Raw genomic sequence first — 23,412 nt, forward strand, 5'->3', positions numbered from 1 at the left:
CCCTGCAAATCATTTTGTTATATCGAGTGAGCCCCAAGTGCTGCCTCACTTTATGTCGATATGGGTGATCATTATTAGTTTGTTGGCATATGACAAATGCCGCATCTCTTGATCAGGCTGGCTACCTGGCCGTCATAAAACAGCAGGCAACAAAAAAGGAGGCCTGAGCCTCCTTTTATCATCTATAAAACAGAACCGGATTAAACCAGAGCTGCTTTGGCCTTTTCAACCAGGGCGGTGAAAGCCAGCTTGTCGTGAACGGCGATATCGGACAGGATCTTGCGATCGATCTCGATGGAAGCCTTCTTCAGACCGTCGATCAGACGGCTGTAGGACAGGCCGTTCTGACGGGCTGCAGCGTTGATACGCGCAATCCACAGCTGACGGAACTGACGCTTCTTCTGGCGACGGTCACGGTAGGCATACTGACCAGCTTTGGTTACCGCTTGTACCGCTACGCGGTAGACACGGGAACGGGCGCCGTAGTAACCCTTGGCGGCTTTCATTACTTTCTTGTGACGAGCGCGAGCGGTCACACCACGTTTAACTCTTGGCATTTTTCACATCCCCCCTTATGCGTACGGCAGACAAGCGACAACACGTTTGTGGTCGGCAGCGGAAACAAAGAACTTCGGTCCCAGCTGACGCTTACGCTTGCTGCTCTTCTTGGTCAGGATGTGACGCAGGTGGTTGTGCTTGCACTTGAAGCGACCTGAGCCAGTCTTCTTGAAGCGCTTTGCGGCGCCCCGGTTGGTTTTCATCTTCGGCATTTCATACTCCGCATTGTGAGTGACAACAAAATCGCAAGGCGAACCAACTCATGGGGTCAGCCCCATGAGTCAATTTCTTGTGGGCCTTAAGATTTCTTCTTGGGTGCGAGGACCATCACAGCTTGACGGCCTTCGACTTTCGGGAACGATTCGACTACGGCCAGCTCTTCCAGATCGTTCTTGACTCGCTCCAGAACCTTGATACCAAGATCCTGGTGGGCCATTTCACGACCACGGAAGCGCAGGGTGACCTTCGCCTTGTCCCCGTCTTCCAGAAAGCGAACCAGGTTGCGTAGTTTTACCTGATAGTCGCCTTCGTCGGTGCCAGGACGGAATTTGATTTCCTTGACCTGGACGACTTTCTGCTTCTTCTTCTGTTCTTTGGTGGTCTTGCTCTTTTCGTAGAGGAATTTGCCGTAATCCATGATCCGGCAAACGGGCGGCTCAGCGTTCGGACTGATCTCGACCAGATCCACTTCGGCCTCAGCGGCCAAGTTCAGTGCTTCCTGAATGGAAACGATGCCAAGTGCTTCGCCATCCAGACCAGCCAAACGAACTTCTTTCAGACGGATCTCTTCATTGATCCGGTGAGCGCGGGCTTGCGGTTGCTTGCCCAGTTTTTTTCCGCCTTTTATAGCTTATTCCTCCACTTTCTTTTGTCCGCGGGTCTGAACTTCCTGGGTCAACAGAGCAATCAACTCTTCAACAGGATAAGAGCCCAGGTCAGCCCCTTTACGAGTACGCACTGCAATCTTGCCGGCTTCTACTTCTTTATCGCCGCAGACCAGCATGAAGGGCACTCGCTTCAAAGTATGCTCGCGGATTTTAAAGCCAATCTTCTCATTTCTCAAGTCCGCTTTTGCGCGAAGGCCCGCATCATTCAATGCTTTGGCAACTTTCACTGCATAATCGGCCTGGTTATCCGTGATATTCATCACCACCGCCTGAGTGGGAGCCAGCCAGGTCGGGAAGAAGCCGGCGTACTCTTCGGTCAGGATCCCGATGAAGCGTTCCAGCGAGCCCAGAATGGCGCGGTGGATCATCACGGGCACGTGGCGCTCATTGTCTTCGCCCACGTAGGTGGCGCCGAGACGACCCGGCAGGGCAAAGTCGAGCTGCACGGTACCACACTGCCAGGCACGATCAAGGCAATCGTGCAGGGTGAACTCGATCTTGGGACCGTAGAAGGCCCCCTCGCCCGGCTGCAGGTCGAACTTCAGACCGTTCAGCTCCAGCGCTTCGGCCAGGGCGGCCTCGGCGCGATCCCAGGCTTCGTCGGAGCCGATGCGCTGCTCGGGACGGGTGGAAAGCTTGACCACTATGTTCTCGAAGCCGAAGGTACCGTAGACGTCGTAGACCATGCGGATGCACGCAGACACCTCTTCCATGATCTGCTCTTCGGTACAGAAGATGTGGGCGTCATCCTGAGTGAAGCCGCGCACCCGCATCAGGCCGTGCAGGGAACCAGACGGCTCGTTGCGGTGGCAGGAGCCGAATTCGGCCATGCGCAGCGGCAGATCCCGGTAGGATTTCAGACCCTGGTTGAAGATCTGCACGTGACCCGGGCAGTTCATCGGCTTGATGGCGTACTCGCGGTTCTCGGACTGGGTGGTGAACATGGCCTGGGCATATTTTTCCCAGTGACCAGAACGCTCCCACAGCACGCGGTCCATCATGAAGGGGCCTTTCACCTCCTGATAGTCGTACTCCTTGAGCTTGCCACGGATGAAGGTTTCCAGCTCGCGGAAGATGGTCCAGCCATCGTTGTGCCAGAACACCATGCCCGGCGCTTCTTCCTGCATGTGATACAGGTCGAGCTGCTTGCCGATCTTGCGGTGGTCGCGCTTGGCTGCCTCTTCGAGGCGCTGCAGATAGGCCTTGAGCTGCTTCTTGTCGGCCCAGGCGGTACCGTAGATGCGCTGCAGCATCTTGTTGTTGGAGTCACCGCGCCAGTAGGCGCCGGACATCTTCTGCAGCTTGAAGTGGTGGCAGTGACGCATGTTGGGCACGTGCGGGCCGCGGCACATGTCGATGTACTCTTCGTGATGATACAGACCTGGCTGATCATCACGGGCAATGTTCTGATCCAGGATCTCGACCTTGTAGGTCTCGCCACGGGCTTCGAACACGTCGCGCGCTTCCTGCCAGGAGACCTTCTTCTTGACGACGTCGTAATCCTTGGCGGCCAGCGCCAGCATGCGCTCTTCCAGGGCAGCCAGATCTTCCTCGGTCAGGGTGCGGTCGAGGTCGATGTCGTAGTAGAAACCGTTGTCGATGACGGGACCGATGGCCATCTTGGTCTGGGGCCAGAGTTGCTTGATGGCGTGACCCAGCAGGTGGGCACAGGAATGGCGCAGGATATCCAGACCTTCTTCGTCTTTGGCGGTGATGATGGCCAGGGAGGCATCGGCCTCGATCAGCTCGCAAGCATCCACCAGTTCACCGTTCACCCGGCCGGCAATGCACGCCTTGGCGAGGCCGGGACCGATGTCTGCGGCGACGTCCATGACGGAAACGGCGTGAGGGAATTGACGTTGGCTGCCGTCAGGCAGAGTAATGATTGGCATTCGGTGTTTCCTTAGACAGTGGTGCCCCCTACCAAAGGGCACATGTGAAATAGAGATGTCCTTTTATATCGAGCACTATTCACCTTTGTGTTTCACCGCTCACAATGCGGTTGCTACACGCCGTGGCACACAGACGCAGGCTGTGCATGGCGCTCGATTGACAGGTACAGCGGAGGATTGTATCAGACGCGACAACTCAGACAAGTTGTCTTGGCGATTTTGCATACCATGGGTCATGACAGGCGCCGGTTGCCGGATGGTGCCCTGACGATGCCCGACCCGCAACGCCGCGCCCTGTGCTAGGTTTCCAGTGAGGCGTCAGCCCGAGCAAGGAGAGCAAGATGTACACCTATGACATTTCGTTTCCGGAGCATGCAGAGAAGATCATCCACCCGGACCACTTGTTGACGACACACTGCCCCGTTCATATCGGGGAGCTGGTGATCCTGAGCGACGGCAGCAAGCGCGAGGTATGCAGCATAGTGCACAGCGCCGATCGCAGTACGCTTTATGTCACCGACGTGACGCCCGGCAAGGTCACCGCCAGCCGCTGACCTGTTAGCCGGCATTCAGGAAGGACTGACCGTTGAAATCGAAGGCGCTGCGTCCCTCCTCGGCCAGCGCCAATTCCTGCAATACCTGCAATGCCTGCCTGTTTCCCTTTTGCGAGGCCTGATAGAGCCACTGCTTGGCCTCGGCCAGGTCGACACGGCCATTGGCCCCTACCAGGTGAAGCACCCCCACCTTCAACATGGCGGGCACATCGCCGTTGCGAGCCGCCAGCTCCATCCAGTGAAACGCCTCGCGCAGATCCCGCGTCACCCCGGCGCCGCGCAGATAAACCTCTGCCAACCGGTATTGGCCGAAGGCATCCCCCGCCTCGGCTGACTGGCGGTAGAGGCGGATGGCCTGGCCCATGTCCTGCTCGCTCCCCTGCCCCACCTCGTGGCTCCAGCCCATCAGCGCCTGGGCTCGTGGCTCGCCCTGGTCCGCCAGCGGCTGCCAGATCCGGGTCGCCTCATCGAAATGGCCGCTGCGCCAGGCACGGTTGGCCGCCGCCAGCTCCTGCTCGGTGGAGAGCGGGATCAGACGCCAGATGACCAGGGCGATGATGGCGATGAAGAGCCAGCGGGAGGTGGTGGGTTGCATGATGATTTCCGTGATCCAGTTCGCATTTCGTCTATGTAAACGAAATGTAGCAACAGATCAAGCGGGAGATATCCAGCCCGACCCCTTTACACGGGCCCGGACTTGCAGTTTGAGGTGCCACGCCCCAGAATAACTGTATGTATGAACAGTATCTAGATTTGATGAGATGGCAGGACGAGGCAGCTCCCACAATGTCGATCACCGCTTCAGCGGTCCGCTCGTCGAAGCGGTCGATGACGGCTGGGCCCAAACCGAGTGGGAGGCGGCATTCGCCGCCAGCGATCCCCGTACCGAGGTGCGGGAGATAACTGCTCGCAGCATCATCAGCTACAACAACTCCCCCGATGTCCCGTTCGGCCGCTCCATCAACCCCTATCAGGGGTGCGAGCACGGCTGCATCTACTGCTACGCAAGGCCCAGCCACGCCTATCTGGAGCTCTCTCCAGGTCTGGATTTTGAAACCAGGCTGTTCGCCAAGCTCAACGCCGCCGAACTGCTGCGCCGGGAGTTTGTCAAGCCGAGCTACCAGCCACAGACCATAGTGCTGGGGGCCAACACCGATCCCTACCAGCCCATCGAGCATCGCTACCGCCTGACCCGTGCTCTGCTGGAAGTGATGCTGGCACACCGCCACCCGGTGGGGATCATCACCAAGAGCGCCATGATATTGCGGGATCTGGACCTACTGGCCGAATTGGCCAAAGCCGGGCTCTGCCAGGTAATGGTGTCGGTCACCACCTTGAACGAGACGCTCAGGCGGCAGCTGGAACCCAGGGCCAGCACCGGGGCCGGGCGATTGAAGGTCATCGAGAAACTGGCACAGACAGGGGTGCCGGTCGGGGTGTTGGCGGCTCCCATGATCCCCCGGCTCAACGAGCCCGAGCTCGAGCAGATCATCAAGGCGGCGACAGAGGCCGGGGCCGGCTGCGCCGACTATATTCTGCTGCGCCTGCCCCACGAGCTCACCACCCTGTTTTGCGACTGGCTGGATGAGCATTACCCCGGCCAGAAAGAGGCCATCCTGAATCAGCTGAGGACCAGCCGGGGCGGCACCCTCAACAGCCCCGCATTCGGGACCCGCATGCGCGGTGAAGGGCAATTTGCCGATCTGCTGGCCCAGCGTTTTCGGCTCATCAGCAAGCGGCTCGGGCTTGGCAAGCGCCACATTCAGTTGCGCCAGGATGCCTTCATCCGCCCCGGCGAGCAGTTGACGCTCTTCTAGGAGCGGCTAACCCCGGCAGTAACGAGTGATCTCATCGAGTGCGCTCGTCCCTGCCCTGCTCCAGCAGCTCGGCGGGCAGCCTCGACGGTTCATGGGCCACTTCCAGCCACTCTTCGCCACGGGCTGACAGCTCGGCCTCGCCCCATACCCTGCTCCACCAGATCTCCCAGGTTATCCAACTGGTCATATGCCACTCCCGTTCGCTCGATGTGATCCACGCTGAAGGCGATACCAGGAGGCACCGCTCGCCGAGCAAGATAACCCTCAGCCATGACACCCGAGTGACAGACAAATGACCAAATGATACGGCCCTGACAGCCTATGGGTCAGCGTCATTGAAACCTGAAACCACTCACAACTTCAGCGAATTCACCTTGAAATTCATCACAAATCGACCGGAATTCGATTGCGAGTGTTCCCGGTTGTGCCAAAGCTGAACCGCCCATTTCAGGCAGAGTCACAACAACAAGACAGGGACATAACAATGAAACACACAGCGGGAATGCTGGCGATCGCAGGTATGCTGATCGCCCCCTTGGCGCATGCCGATGTCATACTGCACGCCTTCAACTGGAAATACAGTGAAGTCACCGCCAAGGCCGATCTCATCAAGGCTGCCGGCTACAAGCAGGTGCTCATCTCACCGCCTCTGAAGTCCTCGGGCGACGAGTGGTGGGCTCGTTACCAGCCCCAGGATCTGCGCCTGGTCGACACCCCCCTTGGCAACAAGCAGGATCTGGAGCAGCTGATCGCCGCGATGCAGACCCGGGGCATTGCCGTCTACGCGGACGTGGTGCTCAACCACATGGCCAACGAGAGCTGGAAGCGCAGCGACCTCAACTACCCCGGCAGCGAGCTGCTGCAAAGTTACGCCGGCAATCCGGCCTACTTTGAACGCCAGAAGCTCTTTGGCGATCTGGGGCAGAACTTCCTCGCCGCCCAGGATTTTCATTCGGAGGGGTGCATCACCGACTGGAACAATCCGGGCCATGTCCAGTACTGGCGACTGTGCGGCGGGGCGGGTGACAAGGGGCTGCCGGATCTGGACCCCAACAACTGGGTGGTGAGCCAGCAACAGGCTTACCTGCAGGCGCTCAAGGGGATGGGGATCAAGGGTTTTCGGGTCGATGCGGTCAAGCACATGAGCGATTACCAGATCAACGCCGTGTTCACCCCCGAGATCAAACAGGGGATGCACGTCTTTGGCGAGGTGATCACCACGGGGGGCGCCGGCAACAGCGACTATGAGAACTTCCTCCAACCCTACCTCGACAGCAGCGGCCAGGGGGCCTACGACTTCCCGCTCTTCGCCTCCCTGCGTGGAGCGCTGGGCTACGGCGGCAGCATGAACCTGCTGGCCGATCCCGGTGCCTATGGTCAGGCGCTGCCGGGTAGCCGCGCCGTCACCTTCGCCATCACCCACGACATCCCCACCAACGACGGTTTCCGCTACCAGATCCTCAACCAGACCGACGAGAGACTGGCCTATGCCTACCTGCTCGGTCGCGATGGCGGCTCGCCTCTGGTCTACTCCGATCACGGTGAAACCAGGGACAAGGACGGATTGCGCTGGCAGGACTACTATCTGCGCACCGATCTCAAAGGGATGATCCGCTTCCATAACACAGTGCAGGGTCAACCGATGCAGCTCATCGGCAGTAACGACTGCTTCGTGCTGTTCAAGCGTGGCAAGCAGGGTCTGGTCGGCATCAACAAGTGCGACTACGAGCAGGAGTACTGGCTCGATACCGCCAGATTCGAGATGAACTGGTATCGCAACTACCGGGATGTGCTCGACCAGAATGCCGTGGTCAACGTGCAGAGCCAGTGGATAAGGCTGACCATCCCGGCCCGCGGCGCCAGAATGTGGCTGCAGGAGTGACAGTGGGCTGGTAACGCCGAGCCAGATAGAAAACAAAAGAGCGACCGTGAAGGTCGCTCTTTTTTCTGGTCAGGGGGAACGATTACTCGTCGCCCGCCTCCCCTGCATCGACGGATCCCGTGTCAGCCGCGGTATCGGTGCCTTCGGACACCTCCCCCTCGACGGCCAGGGTCTCGGTTTCCTCTTCGTCACTCTCGGCAACGCGCTGCAGACCGACCACGGTCTCATCTTCACCGGTACGGATCAGACGCACACCGCCGGTGTTGCGGCCGATGACGCTCACCTCGGACACCCGGGTACGTACCAGGGTACCGCCGTTGGTGATCAGCATGATCTGGTCGGTATCTTCCACCTGGATCGCATCGATCACCTTGCCGTTGCGTTCATCCACCTTGATGGAGATAACACCCTGGGTGCCACGGCTCTTGGTCGGGTACTCGTCCAGCGCGGTGCGCTTGCCGTAGCCGTTCTCGGTGGCGGTGAGGATGGCGCCGACCCCGCGCGGCACGATGAGGGACACCACCTTGTCACCGGCGCCCAGCTTGATGCCGCGCACACCGGCAGCGGTACGACCCATGGGACGCACGCCCTTGAAGGTGCCCTTGCTCTCGGTGCCTTCGCCGTTGTCGCTGCCGTCATCGTCGTTGCCGGCATCGTCGTCGGCCTCGACTTCGTCGCTGGCATCCGCATCGGCGCGACCGCTGCCTTCCGCGAAGCGAACAACCTTGCCCGCATCGGAGAAGAGCATGATCTCGTTGCTGCCGTCGGTGATGTCCACCCCGATCAACTCATCCCCCTCTTTGAGGTTGATGGCGCGAATGCCGGAGGAGAGCGGACGGCTGAAGTCGGACAGGCTGGTCTTCTTCACGGTGCCGTTGGCGGTGGCGAAGAAGACGTACTTGTCGGCCTCATATTCCTTCACCGGCAGGATGGCGGTGATGCGCTCACCCTCTTCCAGCGGCAGCAGGTTGATGATCGGACGGCCGCGGGCGCCACGGGACGCCTCCGGCAGCTGATAGACCTTGAGCCAGTAGACCTTGCCACGGGTGGAGAAGCACAGAATGGTGTCGTGGGTGTTGGCCACCAGCAGACGCTCCACGAAGTCCTCTTCCTTGATCCGGGTGGCCGACTTGCCACGACCACCTCGGCGCTGGGCCTCGTAGTCGGAGAGCGGCTGATACTTCACATAGCCCTGGTGAGACAGGGTGACTACCACGTCTTCCGGGGTGATCAGATCTTCGATGTTGATCTCGGCGCTGGACATGCTGATCTCGGTGCGACGCTCGTCGCCGTACTGCTCGCGCACGGCCAGCAGTTCGTCACGGATCACTTCCATCAGGCGCTCCGGGCTTGCCAGGATGTGCAACAGCTCGGCGATGAGATCCAGCAGAGATTGGTACTCTTCCAGGATCTTCTCGTGCTCGAGGCCGGTCAGCTTGTGCAGACGCAGGTCGAGGATGGCCTGGGCCTGGATCTCGGTCAGGAAGTACTGCCCTTCACGGATGCCGAACTCCGGCTCCAGCCACTCGGGGCGGGCCGCGTCGTCGCCGGCTTTCTCCAGCATGGCGGCCACGTTGCCGAGCGCCCAGCCCTTGGCCACCAGCGCCACTTTCGCATCCGCCGGGGTCGCGCTGTGGCGAATGAGCTCGATGATGGGGTCGATGTTGGCCAGGGCCACCGCCAACCCTTCCAGGATGTGGGCCCGATCCCGCGCCTTGCGCAGTTCGAACACTGTCCTGCGGGTCACCACCTCGCGGCGGTGCAGCAAGAAGGCATCCAGGATTTCCTTGAGGTTCATCACCTTGGGCTGGTTGTTGTCCAGCGCCACCATGTTGATGCCGAACGTGGTCTGCATCTGGGTGTGCTTGTAGAGATTGTTCAGCACAATCTCGCCGGACTCGCCGCGCTTGATCTCGATGACGATGCGCATGCCGTCCTTGTCGGACTCGTCGCGCAGGGCGCTGATGCCCTCGATCTTCTTCTCTTTGACCAGCTCGGCGATCTTCTCGATGAGCCGCGCCTTGTTCACCTGATAGGGGATCTCGTGGACGATGATGGTCTCGCGACCGCTCTTCTCGTCCACCTCCACCTCGGCCTTGGCCCGCACATAGACGGAGCCGCGACCGGTACGGTACGCCTGCACGATGCCGGAACGACCGTTGATGATGCCACCTGTGGGGAAATCCGGGCCGGTGACATGAGTCATCAGCTCGTCGATGGTGAGGTCGCCATTCTCGATCAGCGCCAGACAGCCGTTGACTATCTCGGTGAGGTTGTGAGGCGGGATGTTGGTCGCCATGCCCACCGCGATACCGGAGGAGCCGTTGACCAGCAGGGTGGGGACCTTGGTGGGCATGACCGCCGGGATCATCTCGGTGCCGTCGTAGTTCGGCACCCAGTCCACGGTCTCTTTGTCCAGATCGGCCAGCAGCTCGTGGGAGATGCGCGCCATCCGCACTTCGGTGTAACGCATGGCCGCGGCGTTGTCGCCGTCCACCGAACCGAAGTTGCCCTGACCGTCGACCAGCATGTAGCGCATGGAGAAATCCTGCGCCATGCGGACGATGGTGTCATACACGGCACTGTCGCCGTGGGGGTGATATTTACCGATTACGTCACCGACCACACGGGCCGATTTTTTATAGGGCTTGTTCCAGTCGTTCCCCAGCTCGTTCATTGCATACAGAACGCGGCGGTGAACCGGTTTCAAGCCATCACGCACATCCGGCAGAGCTCGTCCTACGATCACGCTCATGGCGTAATCCAGATAGGAACTCTTGAGCTCTTCTTCGATGTTGACCGGCGTGATCTCTCTGGCCAGATCGCTCATAGAAAGCCTTAATCCCTAATTAGTTGTTCTTTGGCTTAAACAGCGCGACATGGTAACACACTGAGCCAAATACCTTAAGCCACAAATCCGGTAACAAGTCGGGCTGGTGTGACAAAGTCCGTCCGTTATAATGCCCGCCAGGACAATAGATTGCGCACCAGACTCCAAGCCGTGCGCCCTGCCACAGGATCATCAAAAAATGCACAGTGACGCCAATGTCGATCTGACAGAAATCGCCAAATTCGAAGCCATCGCCTCCCGCTGGTGGGACATGGAGGGCGAATTCAAGCCGCTGCACCAGATCAATCCGGTGCGCCTTGACTGGATCACCGACAAGAGCGGCGGCCTGTTCGGCAAGCGCGTGCTCGACATCGGCTGCGGCGGCGGCATCCTCTCCGAGAGCATGGCCCGCCGCGGCGCGCGCGTGACCGGCATCGACATGGGCAAGGAGCCCCTCGGCGTCGCCCGCCTGCACGCTCTGGAGCAAGGTGTGGAGCTCGAGTATCGCCAGATCACCGCCGAAGCCCACGCCGATGAGGCCCCTGGCCAGTATGACGTGGTGACCTGCATGGAGATGCTGGAGCACGTGCCGGACCCGGCCTCGGTGCTGCGCGCCATCGCCACCCTGGTACGACCGGGCGGCAAGGTGTTCGTCTCCACCATCAACCGCAACCCCAAGGCCTATCTGATGATGATCCTCGGCGCCGAGTACCTGATGAAGATGGTCCCCAAGGGCACCCACGACCACAAGAAGTTCATCACCCCGGCGGAGCTGTGCCGCATGGGTGAGGCGGCGGGCCTGCTGGTGCGGGACATGAGCGGGGTGCACTACGCCCCGCTCTCCAACCGTTTCAAGCTCGGCAGGAACGTCGACGTCAACTACATGGTGGCGTTCGAGCGCCCGGAGCAAGGCTGATGAGCACCCATACTGCCCCCCTGCGCTGCGTGCTGTTCGATCTGGACGGCACCCTGCTCGACACGGCGCCGGACCTCGGCGCCGCCGTCAACCACGTGCTGGTCAGCGAGGGCTTTGCGCCGCTCTCTGACGACATCATCCGCCAGACCACCTCCCACGGGGCGCTCGGGCTGCTCAGGGCCGGTCTTGGCGACGAGCTACTCGAGGAGCTGGGGGCCACTCGCCTTCGCACCGCCCTGCTCGACCATTACGCGGCCAACCTCTGCGTCGGCACCCGCCCTTATGACGGCATGGTGGACCTCATCGAATGGCTCGACGAACGGAAGATGCCCTGGGGCATCGTCACCAACAAGCCGGGCTTTCTCACCGAGCCACTCTTGGCCGCCCTGCCTGCGCTGGCCAACTGCGGCGTCACCGTCAGCGCCGACACCCTGCCGGTGCGCAAGCCCGACCCCGCCCCCATGTTCTTTGCCTGCGAGCGGCTCGGGGTGGACGCGGCGCACTGCCTCTATGTGGGGGATCATGTGCGGGACATCGAGGCGGGCCGCAACGCCGGCATGCGTACCGCGGTGGCGGGCTGGGGTTATCTGCACGGCGACGAGGATCCCGCCCTTTGGGGCGCTGACTTGCACTTCGATACGGTGCATGCCCTGCACCACTGGCTGCGCTACGAACTGGGCTGAGTTCGCCTCGCCATCTTATAGATGGATTGCCCGGGCAGCTTTTGGGATCATCGATGTCCATATGAGCACCATTCATGCCTGACGGCCCGACGTGCCAAGTGAGAGAGGGATCTCAAACGATCCCTCTTTTTCACGGTTTGGCAAGCCTCCAGAGAGGGGGACAGGACACCTTTTGACCCTGTCTGCGCAAGGGATAACCAGACTGAATTTGCTAGTAAAAACACCCCGCTTTCGCAAGCAAAAAAAGTTATTTTAATTTTCCATCTTCGATCGCCGGACTTGCATTTGCCGGATCGGACGCATGAAAACCCACTCGCTGTGAGCGTCCACTAACTCCACTCCCGACACCCACAATTTATCCACAGCAATTGCGTTATCCACAGATTGCAATGCCGTGCCGACCTCACTATCTTGTAGTTCGCATTCAAAATAACACTATATCTTGTGATTCATCGCGCATTACGCCCCTACCCCGTCGCCAGGATTGGTCCGTCGGGAGCGTCGCGCGATGGTTTTTCGGGAATCCACCGATGCCGCCAGGCATCAACTAAAGGGGTCATCAGCCAATGAACTTGTTTGTGACGAAGCGTAACGGACACAAAGAACCCATCGATCTGGACAAGATCCACCGCGTGCTCGACTGGGCCGCCGAGAAGCTCGACAACGTGTCGGTCTCCCAGGTGGAGCTCAAGTCCCACATCCAGTTCTATGACGGCATCCGTACCGCCGACATCCACGAGACCATCATCAAGGCTGCTGCTGACCTCATCTCCGAACAGAGCCCGGACTACCAGTACATGGCCGCCCGCCTGGCCATCTTCCACCTGCGCAAGAAGGCCTACGGCCAGTTCGAGCCGCCCCACCTCTACCAGCACGTAGCCAGGCTGGTAGACATGGGCAAGTACGACAAGCACCTGCTGGAAGACTACACCCAGGCCGAGTTCGAGGAGCTGAACGCCCACATCGACCACTGGCGCGACATGGACTTCTCCTACGCGGCGGTCAAGCAGCTGGAAGGCAAGTACCTGGTGCAGAACCGCGTCACCGGCGAGATTTACGAGAGCCCGCAGTTCCTCTACATCCTGGTGGCGGCCTGCCTCTTCTCCAAGTATCCGAAAGATACCCGTCTGGACTACATCAAGCGCTTCTACGATGCGGTCTCGACCTTCAAGATCTCCCTGCCGACTCCCATCATGAGCGGCGTGCGCACCCCGACCCGCCAGTTCAGCTCCTGCGTGCTGATCGAGTGCGACGACAGCCTGGACTCCATCAACGCGACCGCCAGCGCCATCGTGCGCTACGTCTCCCAGCGCGCCGGCATCGGCATCAACGCCGGTCGCATCCGGGGTCTGGGCAGCCCCATCCGTGGCGGCGAAGCGTTCCACACCGGCTGCATCCCCTTCTACAAGTACTTCCAGACTGCGGTGAAGTGCTGCTCCCAGGGCGGCGTGCGCGGCGGTGCGGCCACCCTCTTCTACCCCCTGTGGCACACCGAGGTGGAGAGCCTGCTGGTACTGAAGAACAACCGCGGCGTGGAAGAGAACCGGGTCCGTCACATGGACTACGGCGTGCAGATCAACAAGCTGATGTACCAGCGCCTCATCAAGGGCGGCGACATCACTCTGTTCTCCCCGTCCGATGCACCAGGCCTCTATGACGCCTTCTTCGCGGACCAGGACAAGTTCGAAGAGCTCTACGTCAAGTACGAGCAGGATCCGGCCATTCGCAAGAAGACCCTGAAGGCGGTGGATCTCTTCTCCCTGATGATGCAGGAGCGCGCCGGTACCGGTCGCATCTACATCCAGAACGTGGATCACTGCAACACCCACAGCCCGTTCGATCCAGCCGTGGCACCGGTGCGCCAGTCCAACCTCTGCCTCGAGATCGCGCTGCCCACCAAGCCGCTCAACAACGTGGATGACGAGGATGGCGAGATCGCGCTCTGTACGCTGTCTGCCTTCAACCTCGGCGCCATCGAGAAGCTGGAAGATCTGGAAGAGATGGCGGATCTCGCCGTGCGCGCCCTGGATGCCCTGCTCGACTATCAGGACTACCCGCTCAAGGCCGCGATGAAGGGCAGCATGAACCGCCGCACCCTGGGGATCGGTGTCATCAACTACGCCTACTACCTGGCGAAGAACGGTGCCCGCTACTCCGACGGTTCCGGTCTGGCCCTGACCCACCGCACCTTCGAGGCGATCCAGTACTACCTGCTGAAGGCCTCCGTGCAGCTGGCCCGCGAGTTCGGCCCCTGCCCGGCCTTCAACGAGACCACCTATGCCCAGGGGATCCTGCCCATCGATACCTACAAGAAGGATCTGGACGCCCTGTGCAACGAGCCACTGCACCTCGACTGGGAAGCGCTGCGCGAAGAGATCCGCACCGTGGGTCTGCGCAACTCCACCCTGACCGCCCTGATGCCGAGCGAGACCTCCAGCCAAATCTCCAACGCCACCAACGGCATCGAGCCGCCCCGTGGCCTGGTCTCGGTCAAGGCCTCCAAGGACGGCATCCTCAAGCAGGTGGTGCCCGAGTACCACCGCCTCAAGGATCAGTACGAGCTGCTGTGGAAGCAGCCGAGCGTCGACGGTTACCTGCAGCTGGTCGGCATCATGCAGAAGTTCGTGGATCAGGCGATCTCCGCCAACACCAACTACGACCCGGCCCGCTTCGAAGGCAACAAGGTGCCGATGAAGCAGCTGCTCAAGGACTTGCTGACCGCCTACAAATACGGCCTCAAGACCCTCTACTATCACAACACCCGCGACGGGGCCGACGACACCCAGACCGATCTGCAGGATGACGGTTGTGCCGGTGGGGCCTGCAAGATCTAACCGCGAAACGATCCGATGAACCGGGCGGGAGCAGAAGCTCCCGCCTTCCTGTTTCCCCTATTTCACGACATTCGAACCATGGCCTATTCAACTTTTTGCCAGACCCAAAACGATCAGCTCAAGGAGCCGATGTTCTTCGGCCAGTCGGTCAACGTGGCCCGTTATGATCAGCAGAAGCACGACATCTTCGAGCGGCTGATCGAGAAGCAGCTCTCCTTCTTCTGGCGCCCGGAAGAGGTGGACGTCTCCCACGACCGCATCGACTTCCAGGCCCTGCCGCCCCACGAGCAGCACATCTTCATCTCCAACCTGAAGTACCAGACCCTGCTGGACTCCATCCAGGGCCGCAGCCCCAACGTGGCGCTGCTGCCCCTGGTCTCCATCCCTGAGCTGGAGACCTGGATCGAGACCTGGGCCTTCTCCGAGACCATCCACTCTCGTTCCTACACCCACATCATCCGCAACATCGTCAACAACCCGGGCCAGGTGTTCGACGACATCGTGACCAACGAGCAGATCCTCAAGCGCGCCGGCTCCATCAGCCACTTCTATGACGATCTCATCGAGGCCACCTCCGTCTACCACCTGCACGGTGAAGGGACCCACCGGGTGGGGGGCCGCGAGGTCTCCATCACCCTGCGGGATCTCAAGAAGAAGCTCTATCTGTGCCTGATGAGCGTCAACGCGCTGGAGGCGATCCGCTTCTACGTGAGCTTCGCCTGTTCGTTCGCCTTCGCCGAGCGCGAGCTGATGGAGGGCAACGCCAAGATCATCAAGATGATCGCCCGTGACGAAGCGCTGCACCTGACCGGCACCCAGCACATGCTGAACCTGATGCGCAGCGGCAACGACGACCCCGAGATGGCGGAGATCGCCGTCGAGTGCGAGCAGGCCTGCTTCGAGCTGTTCAAGGAAGCGGCCCTGCAGGAGAAGGAGTGGGCCGAGTACCTGTTCCAGGACGGCTCCATGATCGGCCTGAACAAGGACATCCTCTGCCAGTACGTGGAATACATCACCAACCTGCGCATGGCGGCCGTCGGCTTGCAGCCGGCCTTCGCAGGCACCAAGCAGAACCCCATCCCCTGGATCAACACCTGGCTGTCATCCGACAACGTGCAGGTGGCGCCCCAGGAGGTGGAGGTGAGCTCCTATCTGGTGGGTCAGATCGACAGCGAAGTGCACGCCGACGATCTGGGTGACTTCGAACTGTGATCACGGGCGCCGGGATGCAGGCCTGGTTGACGACATCACCGCCGAAATACCCGGTGGGATGGCGCCATGAGTGACGCCATCGGCACCCTGGCCCCTGCCCCGCTGGCGACCGGTGAGGCAGCGGCCGCACCCCGGATCCACACCCGGGATGACGTGCTGCACGCAGAGCCCGGCGAGAGCCTGCTGGAGACCCTGGAGCGCCACGGCCACAGGGTCGAGTTCCAGTGCCGCAGCGGCTATTGCGGCGCCTGTCGCACCCCGCTGCTGGCAGGCAAGGTGCACTACCCTGCCGCCCCGCTCGCCTTTGTCTCGGTGGGTGAGTGCCTCCCCTGTTTCTGCCAGCCGGTGGGCGCCATCCGGCTGGACATCAAGAAGGGCTAAGATACCGTCTGCCGCCAGCCAGTCACGAAACAAAAAGCCGCCGGATTGCTCCGGCGGCTTTTTTCATGGGGATGTCCCGTCTCTCGGGCGAAGTGAGGGGCCGTGACCCCTCATGCTTTACAACCAGGGCGCGGCGGTCGGCCCGTGGTGCAGGCCCAGCTTCCAGACCCGGCCAAAGTGCTTGTAGTGACCCGCAGCCACCCCGGCCTTCTCCCCCATGCCGTGGTAGAGGTCGAGGTGGCCCTTCTTCACGGCGCCACCCACATCCAGCGCGATCAAGAGGCGCAGCTGGTGCCTGCCGGTCCAGTTGCCCGCCTTGTCGAGCAGCGGCACTTCCGCGAGGATGGGGGTGCCCATGGGCAGCAGGGTCTTGTCAGCGGCCACCGCCGCCATGGGCAAGAGCGGAATGCCGGCGGCCCCCACCACGTCGTTGGTGGGGCGCCGCTCGAAGAAGACATAGGAGGGGTTCTGCTCCACCAGCTCCTTGACGCTCTCCTCTGGCTGACGGCTGGCCCACTCCTTGATGGCCTTCATGGACATCTGCTCCTTGGGCACCTCGCCACGGTCGATCAGCACCCGGCCGATGCTGACATAGCCGTGACCGTTCTTGCCGCTGTAGCCCAGATACTGCAACCTGTCGTCGTCGCCGTAGTGGACGAAGCCGGAGCCCTGCACGTCCATCAGGAAGTTGTCGATGAGGGACTTGCTGTAGCCGAGCTCCAGCCCGCGGTTCGCCAAGGCCCCGTCGTGGATCTGGGCCCGGCTCGGGCAGCGGCCGCCGCAGTTGGGCATGGCGTAGATGGGGTACTTGTACTCGGCATCCGGGCGGTGGCGCACCTCCAGCACCGGCGAGTAGTAACCGGTGAAGAGCACGTTGCCCATGCGATCGGCGCCGCCAAGCTGGGCCAGGCTGATGCCGTACTGGGTGATATGGGCGGGATTGCCGCCATTGGCGACCCAGCGGGAGAGCTGGCGATAGAGCTCCCCATAGCGGCTCGCCATGCGGCCGGAGCGCTCCAGTACCATCCGGCTCTGGGGGCCGAACTTGCTGTAGTCGGCGCCGGCGCGGCTGTTGACCCGCTCCACCCGCACCAGATCCCCCGCCAGGGCACCGTCCAGATACTGCTTGCCCAGATTCTCCGGCACCTCACAGTTCAGAAAACATCCGGATCCCGCCTTCTTCTGGGGCACCTTGACCGGTTCAGGGCTGCCCGCACAACCGGCCAGCCCCACCACGGCGGCGGCCAGCCAGTACGCATGTCTATTCATATGTCCTCATATAACACCGAGTGTCTTGCACGGCGGGGAAGATGCCAAAATTGCCCGGGGAAAGCAAACGCCTTCCGCCCCCGCACGGCGGATTTCTCCTGCGGGGATCTTCTGGGTTATAACAAGGTGACAGGATGTGAGGGATCGTGGATGGAACAGCTCGAATTCTTCCCGCTCCAGAGCCCCTGCATCGGGGTCTGCGAGCTGAACAACAAGGGGTATTGCAAGGGGTGCCTGCGCAGCCGCGAGGAGCGATTCAACTGGCTCGCCATGACCCCGGCCCAGCAGCAGGAGGTGATGCGCCTGTGCCGGGGCCGCAAGGCCAGGGTCGAGGCCGCCCGTCGCAAGGCCAGAGAGGGCGAACCGCCCGAATCCCCCCCGCAGCCCGGTCTGGATCTCTGACGCTTTCCACCCTTTTTGCCAACCATAAGAAAGGCGGCCCGCAGGCCGCCTTTTTCATTCACCGACATCCGACTCAGGCGGTAGCCAGCCTGGCCTGCTCCTCGCCGCGCTTGAGCATGGCGTAGGAGACACCGGTCAACAGCGAGCCAGCCGCGATCGCCAGGATGTACATCATGACGTTGCTGATGGCGTTCGGGATGAAGAGCACGAACAGACCGCCGTGGGGCGCCACCAGTTCGCAGCCGAACAGCATGGAGAGCGCACCGGTCAGGGCGCCACCCACCATGCAGGCCGGGATGACGCGCATGGGATCCTTGGCTGCGAAGGGAATGGCCCCCTCGGAGATGAAGCACAGACCCAGCACGAAGGAGGCTTTGCCCGCTTCCTGCTCCGCCTTGATGAACTTCTTGCTGGCCAGGAAGGTGGCAATGCCCATCCCCAGTGCCGGCACCATGCCGGCGGCCATCACGGCGGCCATGGGGGCATAGGTCTTGGAGGCGAGCAGGCCAACCCCGAAGGCGTAGGCCGCCTTGTTGACCGGGCCCCCCATGTCGAAGCACATCATGGCGCCGATGATGACCCCCAGCAGCACGGCATTGGCGGAGCCCATGTTGTTGAGGAACTCGGTCATGGCGTTCATGATGCCGGCCACCGGGCCGCCCACCACGTAGATCATCACCAGGCCGGTGAACAGGCTGGCAAAGAGCGGGATGATCAGGATGGGCTTGAGTGCCTCCAGGGTCACCGGCAGGCGCACCTTGTCGCTCAGGTACTTGGCGCTGTAACCAGCCAGGAAACCGCCGACGATGCCGCCGAGGAAACCGGCGCCCAGGGAGCTTGCCAGCATGCCGGCGATCATGCCGGGGGCCAGACCCGGACGGTCGGCGATGGAGTAGGCGATGTAACCCGCCAGCACCGGGATCATCAGGGCGAAGGCTGAGCCACCGCCGATCTTCATCAGGGCAGCGGCCAGGGTTCCCTCCTCCTTGAATGCCTCAATCCCGAAGATGAAGGAGAGCGCGATGATAAGGCCCCCCGCCACCACCATGGGCAGCATGAAGGAGACGCCGGTCAGCAGGTGCTTGTAGGGGCCCGCCTTCTCCTCTTTCTTGGGTTGGGCGCCGCCGCTGTGGCGATAGGTCTTGGCCTCGGTCCAGGCCTTGTCGAGCTCGGCGCGGGTCTTCTTGAGGGCCGCCCCCGTGCTGGTGCGATAGACAGGCTTGCCGTCGAAGCGGGCCATGTCCACCTCGATGTCGGTGGCGAGGAACACCAGATCGGCGGCGGCAATCTCGTCCGCCGTCAGGGCGTTCTGGGCACCGACCGAACCCTGGGTCTCGACACGGATCTGGTGGCCCAGTTGCTTGGCCATGGTCTCCAGGGCCTCGGCCGACATGAAGGTGTGAGCCACCCCGGTGGGGCAGGCGGTCACCGCGACGATGCGCTTGGCCCCGGCAGCCGCCTTGGCCACGGCGGGCGCGGCCTGGTGGCGATAGACGCTGGCGCCGCTCGCGGCGGCCTCCAGCAGGGCAGCAGGATCCTGCAGCGCCAGGTCCATGTCACCCCGATAGAGCGGCTTGCCGTCATAGGCGGCGAGATCAACGGGGCTGCTTGCCACCACCAGCACCAGCTCGGCGGCGGCAATCTGCTCCTTGCCCGGCACCTGACGGGGTTGCACGCTGGAGTCGACGTCAAGCGTCAGCTCCCAACCCGCTTGCTTGGCCTGCTGTTCTATCCGTTTTGCAGCGAGAAAGCTGGTGGCAATGCCCGCCGGGCAAGCCGTAACCAGAATTGCTTTCATTGGGCATCTCCTGAGTTAGACATTGAATGGGTATGGGGTTGAGCCGGTGCCAGGTCATCCAGACGCTGTACGCGCACCCGCTCGAGCAAGGGATCCAGCTCGCGCACATCGTCGAAACCGACCGCGACCTGGCTGACCGCCAGGGCCGAGACGGCGGTGGCCAGACGCAGGGTCTGCTCCGGCGTCCAGCCGAGGCTGAGGCCATGGGCCAACCCCGCCACCAGGGAGTCGCCGGCACCGACCGTGCTGACCACCTCCATGCGCGGCGGAATGGCCTGCCAGGTGGCGTCCGGGCCAAACCAGACGAGGCCGTCTGCGCCGTTGGAGACCACCACGTGGGGGATCCCGGCGGCCTGCAGGACGCGGGCACACTCGGCCTGATCGCTCAAGGTCCTGATGGGGCGCCCGGCCCACTGCTCAAGCTCCTCCAGATTGGGTTTGACCAGGGTCGGCGCCGCCTTGAGCCCTTCCCCCAGAGCCGCGCCGCTGCAATCGAAGATCACCCGCTTGCCCCTGGCCTTGAGCAGCCGAATAAGCCGGGCGCAGTAATTGGGGGCGACCCCCTTGGGCAGACTGCCCGCCAGCACGAACCAGTCGGCCTGAGGGGCCAGTTCGTCCAGCGCCGCCTCCAGGGCGCTCACGTCGGCGTCTCGCACGGTGAGGCCCGGCAGGTTGAGATCGGTGACCCGGCCCGATTGCTCGGAGATCTTGACGTTGATCCGGGTGCTCCCCGCCACGCGCACGAAGCGATCGGCCAGGGCACGCTCCTCGAACAGGGTGACGAAGCTCTGCTGGTTCTCGGCGCCAAGCCAGCCGGTCAGGCCCACGTCACGACCGAGATCCTTCAAGACCATGGCGACGTTGATCCCCTTGCCGGCGGCGCGCAAGTTGGCCTCGCCCACCAGGTTCACCTCCCCCAGGTGCATGGCTTCCAGGCGGGTGGTGAGATCCAGCGCCGGGTTCAGGGTGATGGTGACGATGTCCATCAGTGCGCCCCCTCGCCCAGACCGGCGGCGATGGCCTCGCCCAGCCCCTTGAGGGCCGCTTCGGCATCCGGCCCTTCGGCACGAAACGCGAGGCGATGACCGCACTTGACCCCAAGGCCGATGACCTTCATCAGGCTCTTGGCGGAAACCGCCTCGCCGCTGCCATCCAGGTTCGCGACGCGAATGTCGGATTCATACTCCTTGGCCACCTTGACCAGCATGGCGCCCGGGCGGGCGTGCAACCCGTGGGGGTTGACGATGGTGAAGGTGTCGGAAAGACCGCTGGCCGGGCCTGTCTGCAGCATGCTCAACCCGTCGGCGCCCGCGAGCGTCCCGAGCTGACCGGCGGCGGCCAGTTTGGCCAGGTTATCGAGCTGCGCCAGATGACCGCTATCTGCGGCGCACAGCAGCAGCAGGGCGCTGACCGGTTGCTCCCCTACGCTCAGCACAGTGCTAGGCGTGGCCAACACCCAGCCGGTCTGGGCCGCTTGTGCCCGCGCCAGCCAGATGCCCTCGCCCAGGTAGGCGGGCTCGCTAGCCAGCAGGGCGCTCACCATGGCGGACTCCCCCCAGCCGGCGGATTTGGCACGGGCAGCGGCGCCCAGCAACAGCTGGTCGCGATCGTCCGCCGGGAAGTCGGCCAGGGTCAGGAACTGCACCTCTTTGGCCGCCGTCGCCCCGGTCAGGATATTGATGATGGTCTCTTCATCGGTGGCTTCCTTCAACTGAGCGGCCGCCTGCTCGTCACCCAGCACGTGGGTGAGCTGGCGCAGTATGCCCAGGTGCTCGTCGGACTTGGCGGCGATGCCGATGGCCACATAGGCAGTCTGCCCGTCGTCCCACTCGATGCCTTGGGGGAACTGGGCCACCATGACGCCTGTGCTCTTCACCAGATGGCGGGTGTCGGTGGTGCCGTGGGGAATGGCGATGCCGCTGCCCAGGTAGGTGGCGTGCTGCGCTTCCCGCGCCAGCATGCCGTCCACATAGCCCGCCTCCACCAGACCGGCCTCGGTCAGTTTGCTTGCCAGCAGGGCGATGGCGTCCGCCTTGGTCGTCACCGTTTGTCCCAGCAGGATTTGCTGTCGCGCCAACTTCAACATAGAGATTCTCCATCAGGTCCGGCGGCGCCTCGCGGCGTACCGGCTCAACTCAATTTTCGGGTAACTAGCCTGCTGACAGTAGACGGGGATCTCTCGCTTTGGTGAGCCGCAACCCATTTCAAAGCTCAGATAATCATCGCCTACTGACAAGCTGAATCGTTTCACTTACACTCAGACTGAATCGTTTCAGCCAATTGTTCAAGATCCCACGGAGAGTAGGTTTCAATGATATGATCCCGCGCACACTTTTTCGGTGCCCCCACCAGGAACCGGCGCGGGCCTTGCAACTCAAACAGAGCCAATATGATGAAACTGGATGAAATCGCCGCGCTGGCCGGTGTCTCGCGTACCACGGCCAGCTATGTGATCAACGGCAAGGCCGATCAATACCGCATCAGCCAGGCCACCCGCGACAAGGTGATGGCCGTGGTCCATGCCCACAACTATCAGCCGGACAGCCGTGCCGCCTCCCTGCGTGGCGGCCAGACCAGGACACTGGGCTTCATCCTGCCCGACCTCGAGAACGCCAGCTATGCCAAGCTCGCCAAGCGCCTCGAACAGGGGGCCCGCACCCAGGGTTATCAGCTGCTGATCGTCTGCTCGGAAGACGAACCGGACACCGAGAAGGAGCTGGCCCGCATGCTGGTCAGCCGTCATGTGGATGCACTGCTGGTGGCGAGCTGCCTGCCCCCGGCGGATCCCTTCTATCTGGAACAGCAGACCAGGGGGGTGCAGATCCTCGCCATCGACCGGGCCATGAGCGCCGATCACTTCGTCACCGTCGCGAGCGAAAACCAGAAGGCTAGCTTCGATCTCACCGCCTCCCTGCTCAGCCCCGCCCTGCGCCATGTGGCGCTGATCACCGCCCTGCCCACCCTCACGATCAGCCATGAGCGACGCGCCGGCTTCGAACAGGCCCTGGCCAGCCATGCCAGCCCCCTGACGGCCCACATCTGCGAAGGTGCGCAGTTCTCCCGCGCCGAGGGGTATCGCCTGATCAAGGCGTTGCACCGGCAACTCGGCCAGTTGCCCGAGGCCCTGGTGACCACCTCCTACATTCTGATGGAGGGGGTGCTCGATTATCTGCTGGAAAGAGAGCTGGGACAGGAGAGCGACATGAGCCGGATCGCCATGGCCACCTTCGGGGATGACCGCCTGCTCGACTTCCTCCCCTTTGGCATCAACTCCCTGCCCCAACAACATGACGCCCTGGCCGGCCAGGCGCTCACCCTGGCCCTCGAGGCCATCAACGGCACCTACCGCGCCGGCCTGCACTACGTGAGCCGCACCCTGAAACGCCGCCGCTAGGCCGGGGCGCAGACGCCGGGGGCGACAGGGTCGCCTTCGGTCATGCTGGCCCCACAGCGCCGCCCCACGGCCATAGCCGAACTGTCATCTTTTATTTCCACCT

21 protein-coding genes are annotated in these 23,412 nt (G+C 62.1%); 10 read left to right on the forward strand and 11 right to left on the reverse strand.

Going from position 1 to position 23,412, the window contains the following annotated elements; translation table 11 throughout:
- Window positions 1–200: 200 nt before the first annotated feature.
- The 4 genes from rplT to thrS form a co-directional block, all read right to left on the reverse strand.
- Complete coding sequence (rplT, locus tag R2B70_RS10395) at window positions 201–557, reverse strand: 50S ribosomal protein L20 (RefSeq protein WP_010674800.1); 357 nt, start codon at window positions 555–557, stop codon at window positions 201–203.
- Between the two features lie 15 nt (window positions 558–572).
- Window positions 573–770 carry a 50S ribosomal protein L35 gene (gene rpmI, locus R2B70_RS10400; protein WP_005300673.1) on the reverse strand — a complete coding sequence of 66 codons (198 nt, stop codon included), beginning with the start codon at window positions 768–770 and terminating at the stop codon, window positions 573–575.
- Window positions 771–856: 86 nt separating this feature from the next.
- Window positions 857–1,387 (reverse strand): translation initiation factor IF-3, encoded by a 531-nt coding sequence (gene infC, locus R2B70_RS10405; protein ID WP_234923365.1) that lies wholly within the window; start codon window positions 1,385–1,387, stop codon window positions 857–859.
- A gap of 21 nt (window positions 1,388–1,408) precedes the next feature.
- On the reverse strand, window positions 1,409–3,337 hold the full coding sequence (gene thrS, locus R2B70_RS10410) for a threonine--tRNA ligase (RefSeq protein WP_318161402.1): 1,929 nt from the start codon (window positions 3,335–3,337) through the stop codon (window positions 1,409–1,411).
- 341 nt (window positions 3,338–3,678) lie between these two features.
- On the opposite strand from thrS, the gene R2B70_RS10415 reads away from it, so the two are divergent.
- Window positions 3,679–3,891, forward strand: a complete 213-nt coding sequence (locus R2B70_RS10415; protein ID WP_128313741.1) for a hypothetical protein — start codon at window positions 3,679–3,681, stop codon at window positions 3,889–3,891.
- Window positions 3,892–3,895: 4 nt separating this feature from the next.
- Here the strand turns inward: R2B70_RS10415 and R2B70_RS10420 are convergent, their stop codons facing one another.
- Window positions 3,896–4,486 carry a tetratricopeptide repeat protein gene (locus tag R2B70_RS10420; protein ID WP_318161403.1) on the reverse strand — a complete coding sequence of 197 codons (591 nt, stop codon included), beginning with the start codon at window positions 4,484–4,486 and terminating at the stop codon, window positions 3,896–3,898.
- A 166-nt stretch (window positions 4,487–4,652) separates the two neighbouring features.
- On the opposite strand from R2B70_RS10420, the gene R2B70_RS10425 reads away from it, so the two are divergent.
- On the forward strand, window positions 4,653–5,708 hold the full coding sequence (locus R2B70_RS10425) for a PA0069 family radical SAM protein (RefSeq protein WP_318161404.1): 1,056 nt from the start codon (window positions 4,653–4,655) through the stop codon (window positions 5,706–5,708).
- 31 nt (window positions 5,709–5,739) lie between these two features.
- On the opposite strand, the gene R2B70_RS10430 is transcribed toward R2B70_RS10425, so the two are convergent.
- A complete protein-coding gene (locus R2B70_RS10430; protein WP_318161405.1) occupies window positions 5,740–5,895 on the reverse strand; it encodes a hypothetical protein in 156 nt (51 codons plus the stop codon).
- 297 nt (window positions 5,896–6,192) lie between these two features.
- Here R2B70_RS10430 and R2B70_RS10435 point away from each other — a divergent pair, with 297 nt between their 5' ends.
- Window positions 6,193–7,590, forward strand: a complete 1,398-nt coding sequence (locus R2B70_RS10435) for an alpha-amylase family protein (RefSeq protein ID WP_318161406.1) — start codon at window positions 6,193–6,195, stop codon at window positions 7,588–7,590.
- Between the two features lie 82 nt (window positions 7,591–7,672).
- Here the strand turns inward: R2B70_RS10435 and gyrA are convergent, their stop codons facing one another.
- A complete protein-coding gene (gene gyrA, locus R2B70_RS10440) occupies window positions 7,673–10,420 on the reverse strand; it encodes a DNA topoisomerase (ATP-hydrolyzing) subunit A (RefSeq protein ID WP_318161407.1) in 2,748 nt (915 codons plus the stop codon).
- 199 nt (window positions 10,421–10,619) lie between these two features.
- Between gyrA and ubiG the strand changes: the two genes are divergently transcribed.
- The 5 genes from ubiG (at window position 10,620) to yfaE (ending at window position 16,446) form a co-directional block, all read left to right on the forward strand.
- A complete protein-coding gene (gene ubiG, locus R2B70_RS10445; RefSeq protein ID WP_209792432.1) occupies window positions 10,620–11,336 on the forward strand; it encodes a bifunctional 2-polyprenyl-6-hydroxyphenol methylase/3-demethylubiquinol 3-O-methyltransferase UbiG in 717 nt (238 codons plus the stop codon).
- On the forward strand, window positions 11,336–12,019 hold the full coding sequence (locus tag R2B70_RS10450; RefSeq protein ID WP_318161408.1) for an HAD-IA family hydrolase: 684 nt from the start codon (window positions 11,336–11,338) through the stop codon (window positions 12,017–12,019). The genes ubiG and R2B70_RS10450 overlap by 1 nt, the downstream gene beginning before the upstream one ends.
- 566 nt (window positions 12,020–12,585) lie before the next feature.
- Window positions 12,586–14,853 (forward strand): class 1a ribonucleoside-diphosphate reductase subunit alpha, encoded by a 2,268-nt coding sequence (nrdA, locus tag R2B70_RS10455; protein WP_200164786.1) that lies wholly within the window; start codon window positions 12,586–12,588, stop codon window positions 14,851–14,853.
- Window positions 14,854–14,931: 78 nt separating this feature from the next.
- Window positions 14,932–16,065 carry a class Ia ribonucleoside-diphosphate reductase subunit beta gene (nrdB, locus tag R2B70_RS10460; RefSeq protein ID WP_200164787.1) on the forward strand — a complete coding sequence of 378 codons (1,134 nt, stop codon included), beginning with the start codon at window positions 14,932–14,934 and terminating at the stop codon, window positions 16,063–16,065.
- 66 nt (window positions 16,066–16,131) lie between these two features.
- A complete protein-coding gene (gene yfaE / locus R2B70_RS10465) occupies window positions 16,132–16,446 on the forward strand; it encodes a class I ribonucleotide reductase maintenance protein YfaE (protein WP_318161409.1) in 315 nt (104 codons plus the stop codon).
- 117 nt (window positions 16,447–16,563) lie between these two features.
- Here the strand turns inward: yfaE and mltA are convergent, their stop codons facing one another.
- The gene (gene mltA, locus R2B70_RS10470; RefSeq protein ID WP_209792441.1) at window positions 16,564–17,715 is read right to left on the reverse strand and encodes a murein transglycosylase A; all 1,152 of its coding nucleotides are present in this window, start codon (window positions 17,713–17,715) and stop codon (window positions 16,564–16,566) included.
- Between the two features lie 150 nt (window positions 17,716–17,865).
- On the opposite strand from mltA, the gene R2B70_RS10475 reads away from it, so the two are divergent.
- Window positions 17,866–18,117: a DUF1289 domain-containing protein gene (locus R2B70_RS10475; protein WP_042074209.1), complete on the forward strand. Its 252-nt coding sequence runs from the start codon at window positions 17,866–17,868 to the stop codon at window positions 18,115–18,117.
- Window positions 18,118–18,190: 73 nt separating this feature from the next.
- Here R2B70_RS10475 and fruA read toward each other — a convergent pair whose 3' ends face one another.
- The 3 genes from fruA to fruB are packed head-to-tail and all read right to left on the reverse strand — an operon-like array spanning window position 18,191 to window position 22,001.
- Window positions 18,191–19,915: a PTS fructose transporter subunit IIBC gene (fruA, locus tag R2B70_RS10480; protein WP_318161410.1), complete on the reverse strand. Its 1,725-nt coding sequence runs from the start codon at window positions 19,913–19,915 to the stop codon at window positions 18,191–18,193.
- The gene (gene pfkB / locus R2B70_RS10485; protein ID WP_318161411.1) at window positions 19,912–20,901 is read right to left on the reverse strand and encodes a 1-phosphofructokinase; all 990 of its coding nucleotides are present in this window, start codon (window positions 20,899–20,901) and stop codon (window positions 19,912–19,914) included. Before pfkB ends, fruA begins: the two co-directional genes overlap by 4 nt.
- Window positions 20,901–22,001, reverse strand: coding sequence for a fused PTS fructose transporter subunit IIA/HPr protein (fruB, locus tag R2B70_RS10490; RefSeq protein ID WP_209792447.1), 1,101 nt, complete (start codon window positions 21,999–22,001; stop codon window positions 20,901–20,903). Before fruB ends, pfkB begins: the two co-directional genes overlap by 1 nt.
- Before the next feature lie 303 nt (window positions 22,002–22,304).
- On the opposite strand from fruB, the gene cra reads away from it, so the two are divergent.
- Window positions 22,305–23,309 (forward strand): catabolite repressor/activator, encoded by a 1,005-nt coding sequence (gene cra / locus R2B70_RS10495; protein WP_209792449.1) that lies wholly within the window; start codon window positions 22,305–22,307, stop codon window positions 23,307–23,309.
- Window positions 23,310–23,412: the final 103 nt, after the last annotated feature.

The sequence above is a fragment of the Aeromonas sp. XH genome (assembly GCF_033348475.1).
Lineage (GTDB): Bacteria > Pseudomonadota > Gammaproteobacteria > Enterobacterales > Aeromonadaceae > Aeromonas > Aeromonas sanarellii.

Bases quoted from the DNA above. Each gene is read 5' to 3' on its own strand.
- fruA (WP_318161410.1), bottom strand. From the start codon at position 19,915: ATGAAAGCAATTCTGGTTACGGCTTGCCCGGCGGGCATTGCCACCAGC.
- R2B70_RS10430 (WP_318161405.1), bottom strand. From the start codon at position 5,895: ATGACCAGTTGGATAACCTGGGAGATCTGGTGGAGCAGGGTATGGGGC.
- yfaE (WP_318161409.1), top strand. From the start codon at position 16,132: ATGAGTGACGCCATCGGCACCCTGGCCCCTGCCCCGCTGGCGACCGGT.
- ubiG (WP_209792432.1), top strand. From the start codon at position 10,620: ATGCACAGTGACGCCAATGTCGATCTGACAGAAATCGCCAAATTCGAA.
- R2B70_RS10435 (WP_318161406.1), top strand. From the start codon at position 6,193: ATGAAACACACAGCGGGAATGCTGGCGATCGCAGGTATGCTGATCGCC.
- R2B70_RS10425 (WP_318161404.1), top strand. From the start codon at position 4,653: ATGGCAGGACGAGGCAGCTCCCACAATGTCGATCACCGCTTCAGCGGT.
- pfkB (WP_318161411.1), bottom strand. From the start codon at position 20,901: ATGGACATCGTCACCATCACCCTGAACCCGGCGCTGGATCTCACCACC.
- R2B70_RS10415 (WP_128313741.1), top strand. From the start codon at position 3,679: ATGTACACCTATGACATTTCGTTTCCGGAGCATGCAGAGAAGATCATC.
- nrdA (WP_200164786.1), top strand. From the start codon at position 12,586: ATGAACTTGTTTGTGACGAAGCGTAACGGACACAAAGAACCCATCGAT.
- R2B70_RS10420 (WP_318161403.1), bottom strand. From the start codon at position 4,486: ATGCAACCCACCACCTCCCGCTGGCTCTTCATCGCCATCATCGCCCTG.
- rplT (WP_010674800.1), bottom strand. From the start codon at position 557: ATGCCAAGAGTTAAACGTGGTGTGACCGCTCGCGCTCGTCACAAGAAA.
- rpmI (WP_005300673.1), bottom strand. From the start codon at position 770: ATGCCGAAGATGAAAACCAACCGGGGCGCCGCAAAGCGCTTCAAGAAG.
- fruB (WP_209792447.1), bottom strand. From the start codon at position 22,001: ATGTTGAAGTTGGCGCGACAGCAAATCCTGCTGGGACAAACGGTGACG.
- thrS (WP_318161402.1), bottom strand. From the start codon at position 3,337: ATGCCAATCATTACTCTGCCTGACGGCAGCCAACGTCAATTCCCTCAC.
- cra (WP_209792449.1), top strand. From the start codon at position 22,305: ATGATGAAACTGGATGAAATCGCCGCGCTGGCCGGTGTCTCGCGTACC.
- mltA (WP_209792441.1), bottom strand. From the start codon at position 17,715: ATGAATAGACATGCGTACTGGCTGGCCGCCGCCGTGGTGGGGCTGGCC.
- R2B70_RS10450 (WP_318161408.1), top strand. From the start codon at position 11,336: ATGAGCACCCATACTGCCCCCCTGCGCTGCGTGCTGTTCGATCTGGAC.
- gyrA (WP_318161407.1), bottom strand. From the start codon at position 10,420: ATGAGCGATCTGGCCAGAGAGATCACGCCGGTCAACATCGAAGAAGAG.
- nrdB (WP_200164787.1), top strand. From the start codon at position 14,932: ATGGCCTATTCAACTTTTTGCCAGACCCAAAACGATCAGCTCAAGGAG.
- R2B70_RS10475 (WP_042074209.1), top strand. From the start codon at position 17,866: ATGGAACAGCTCGAATTCTTCCCGCTCCAGAGCCCCTGCATCGGGGTC.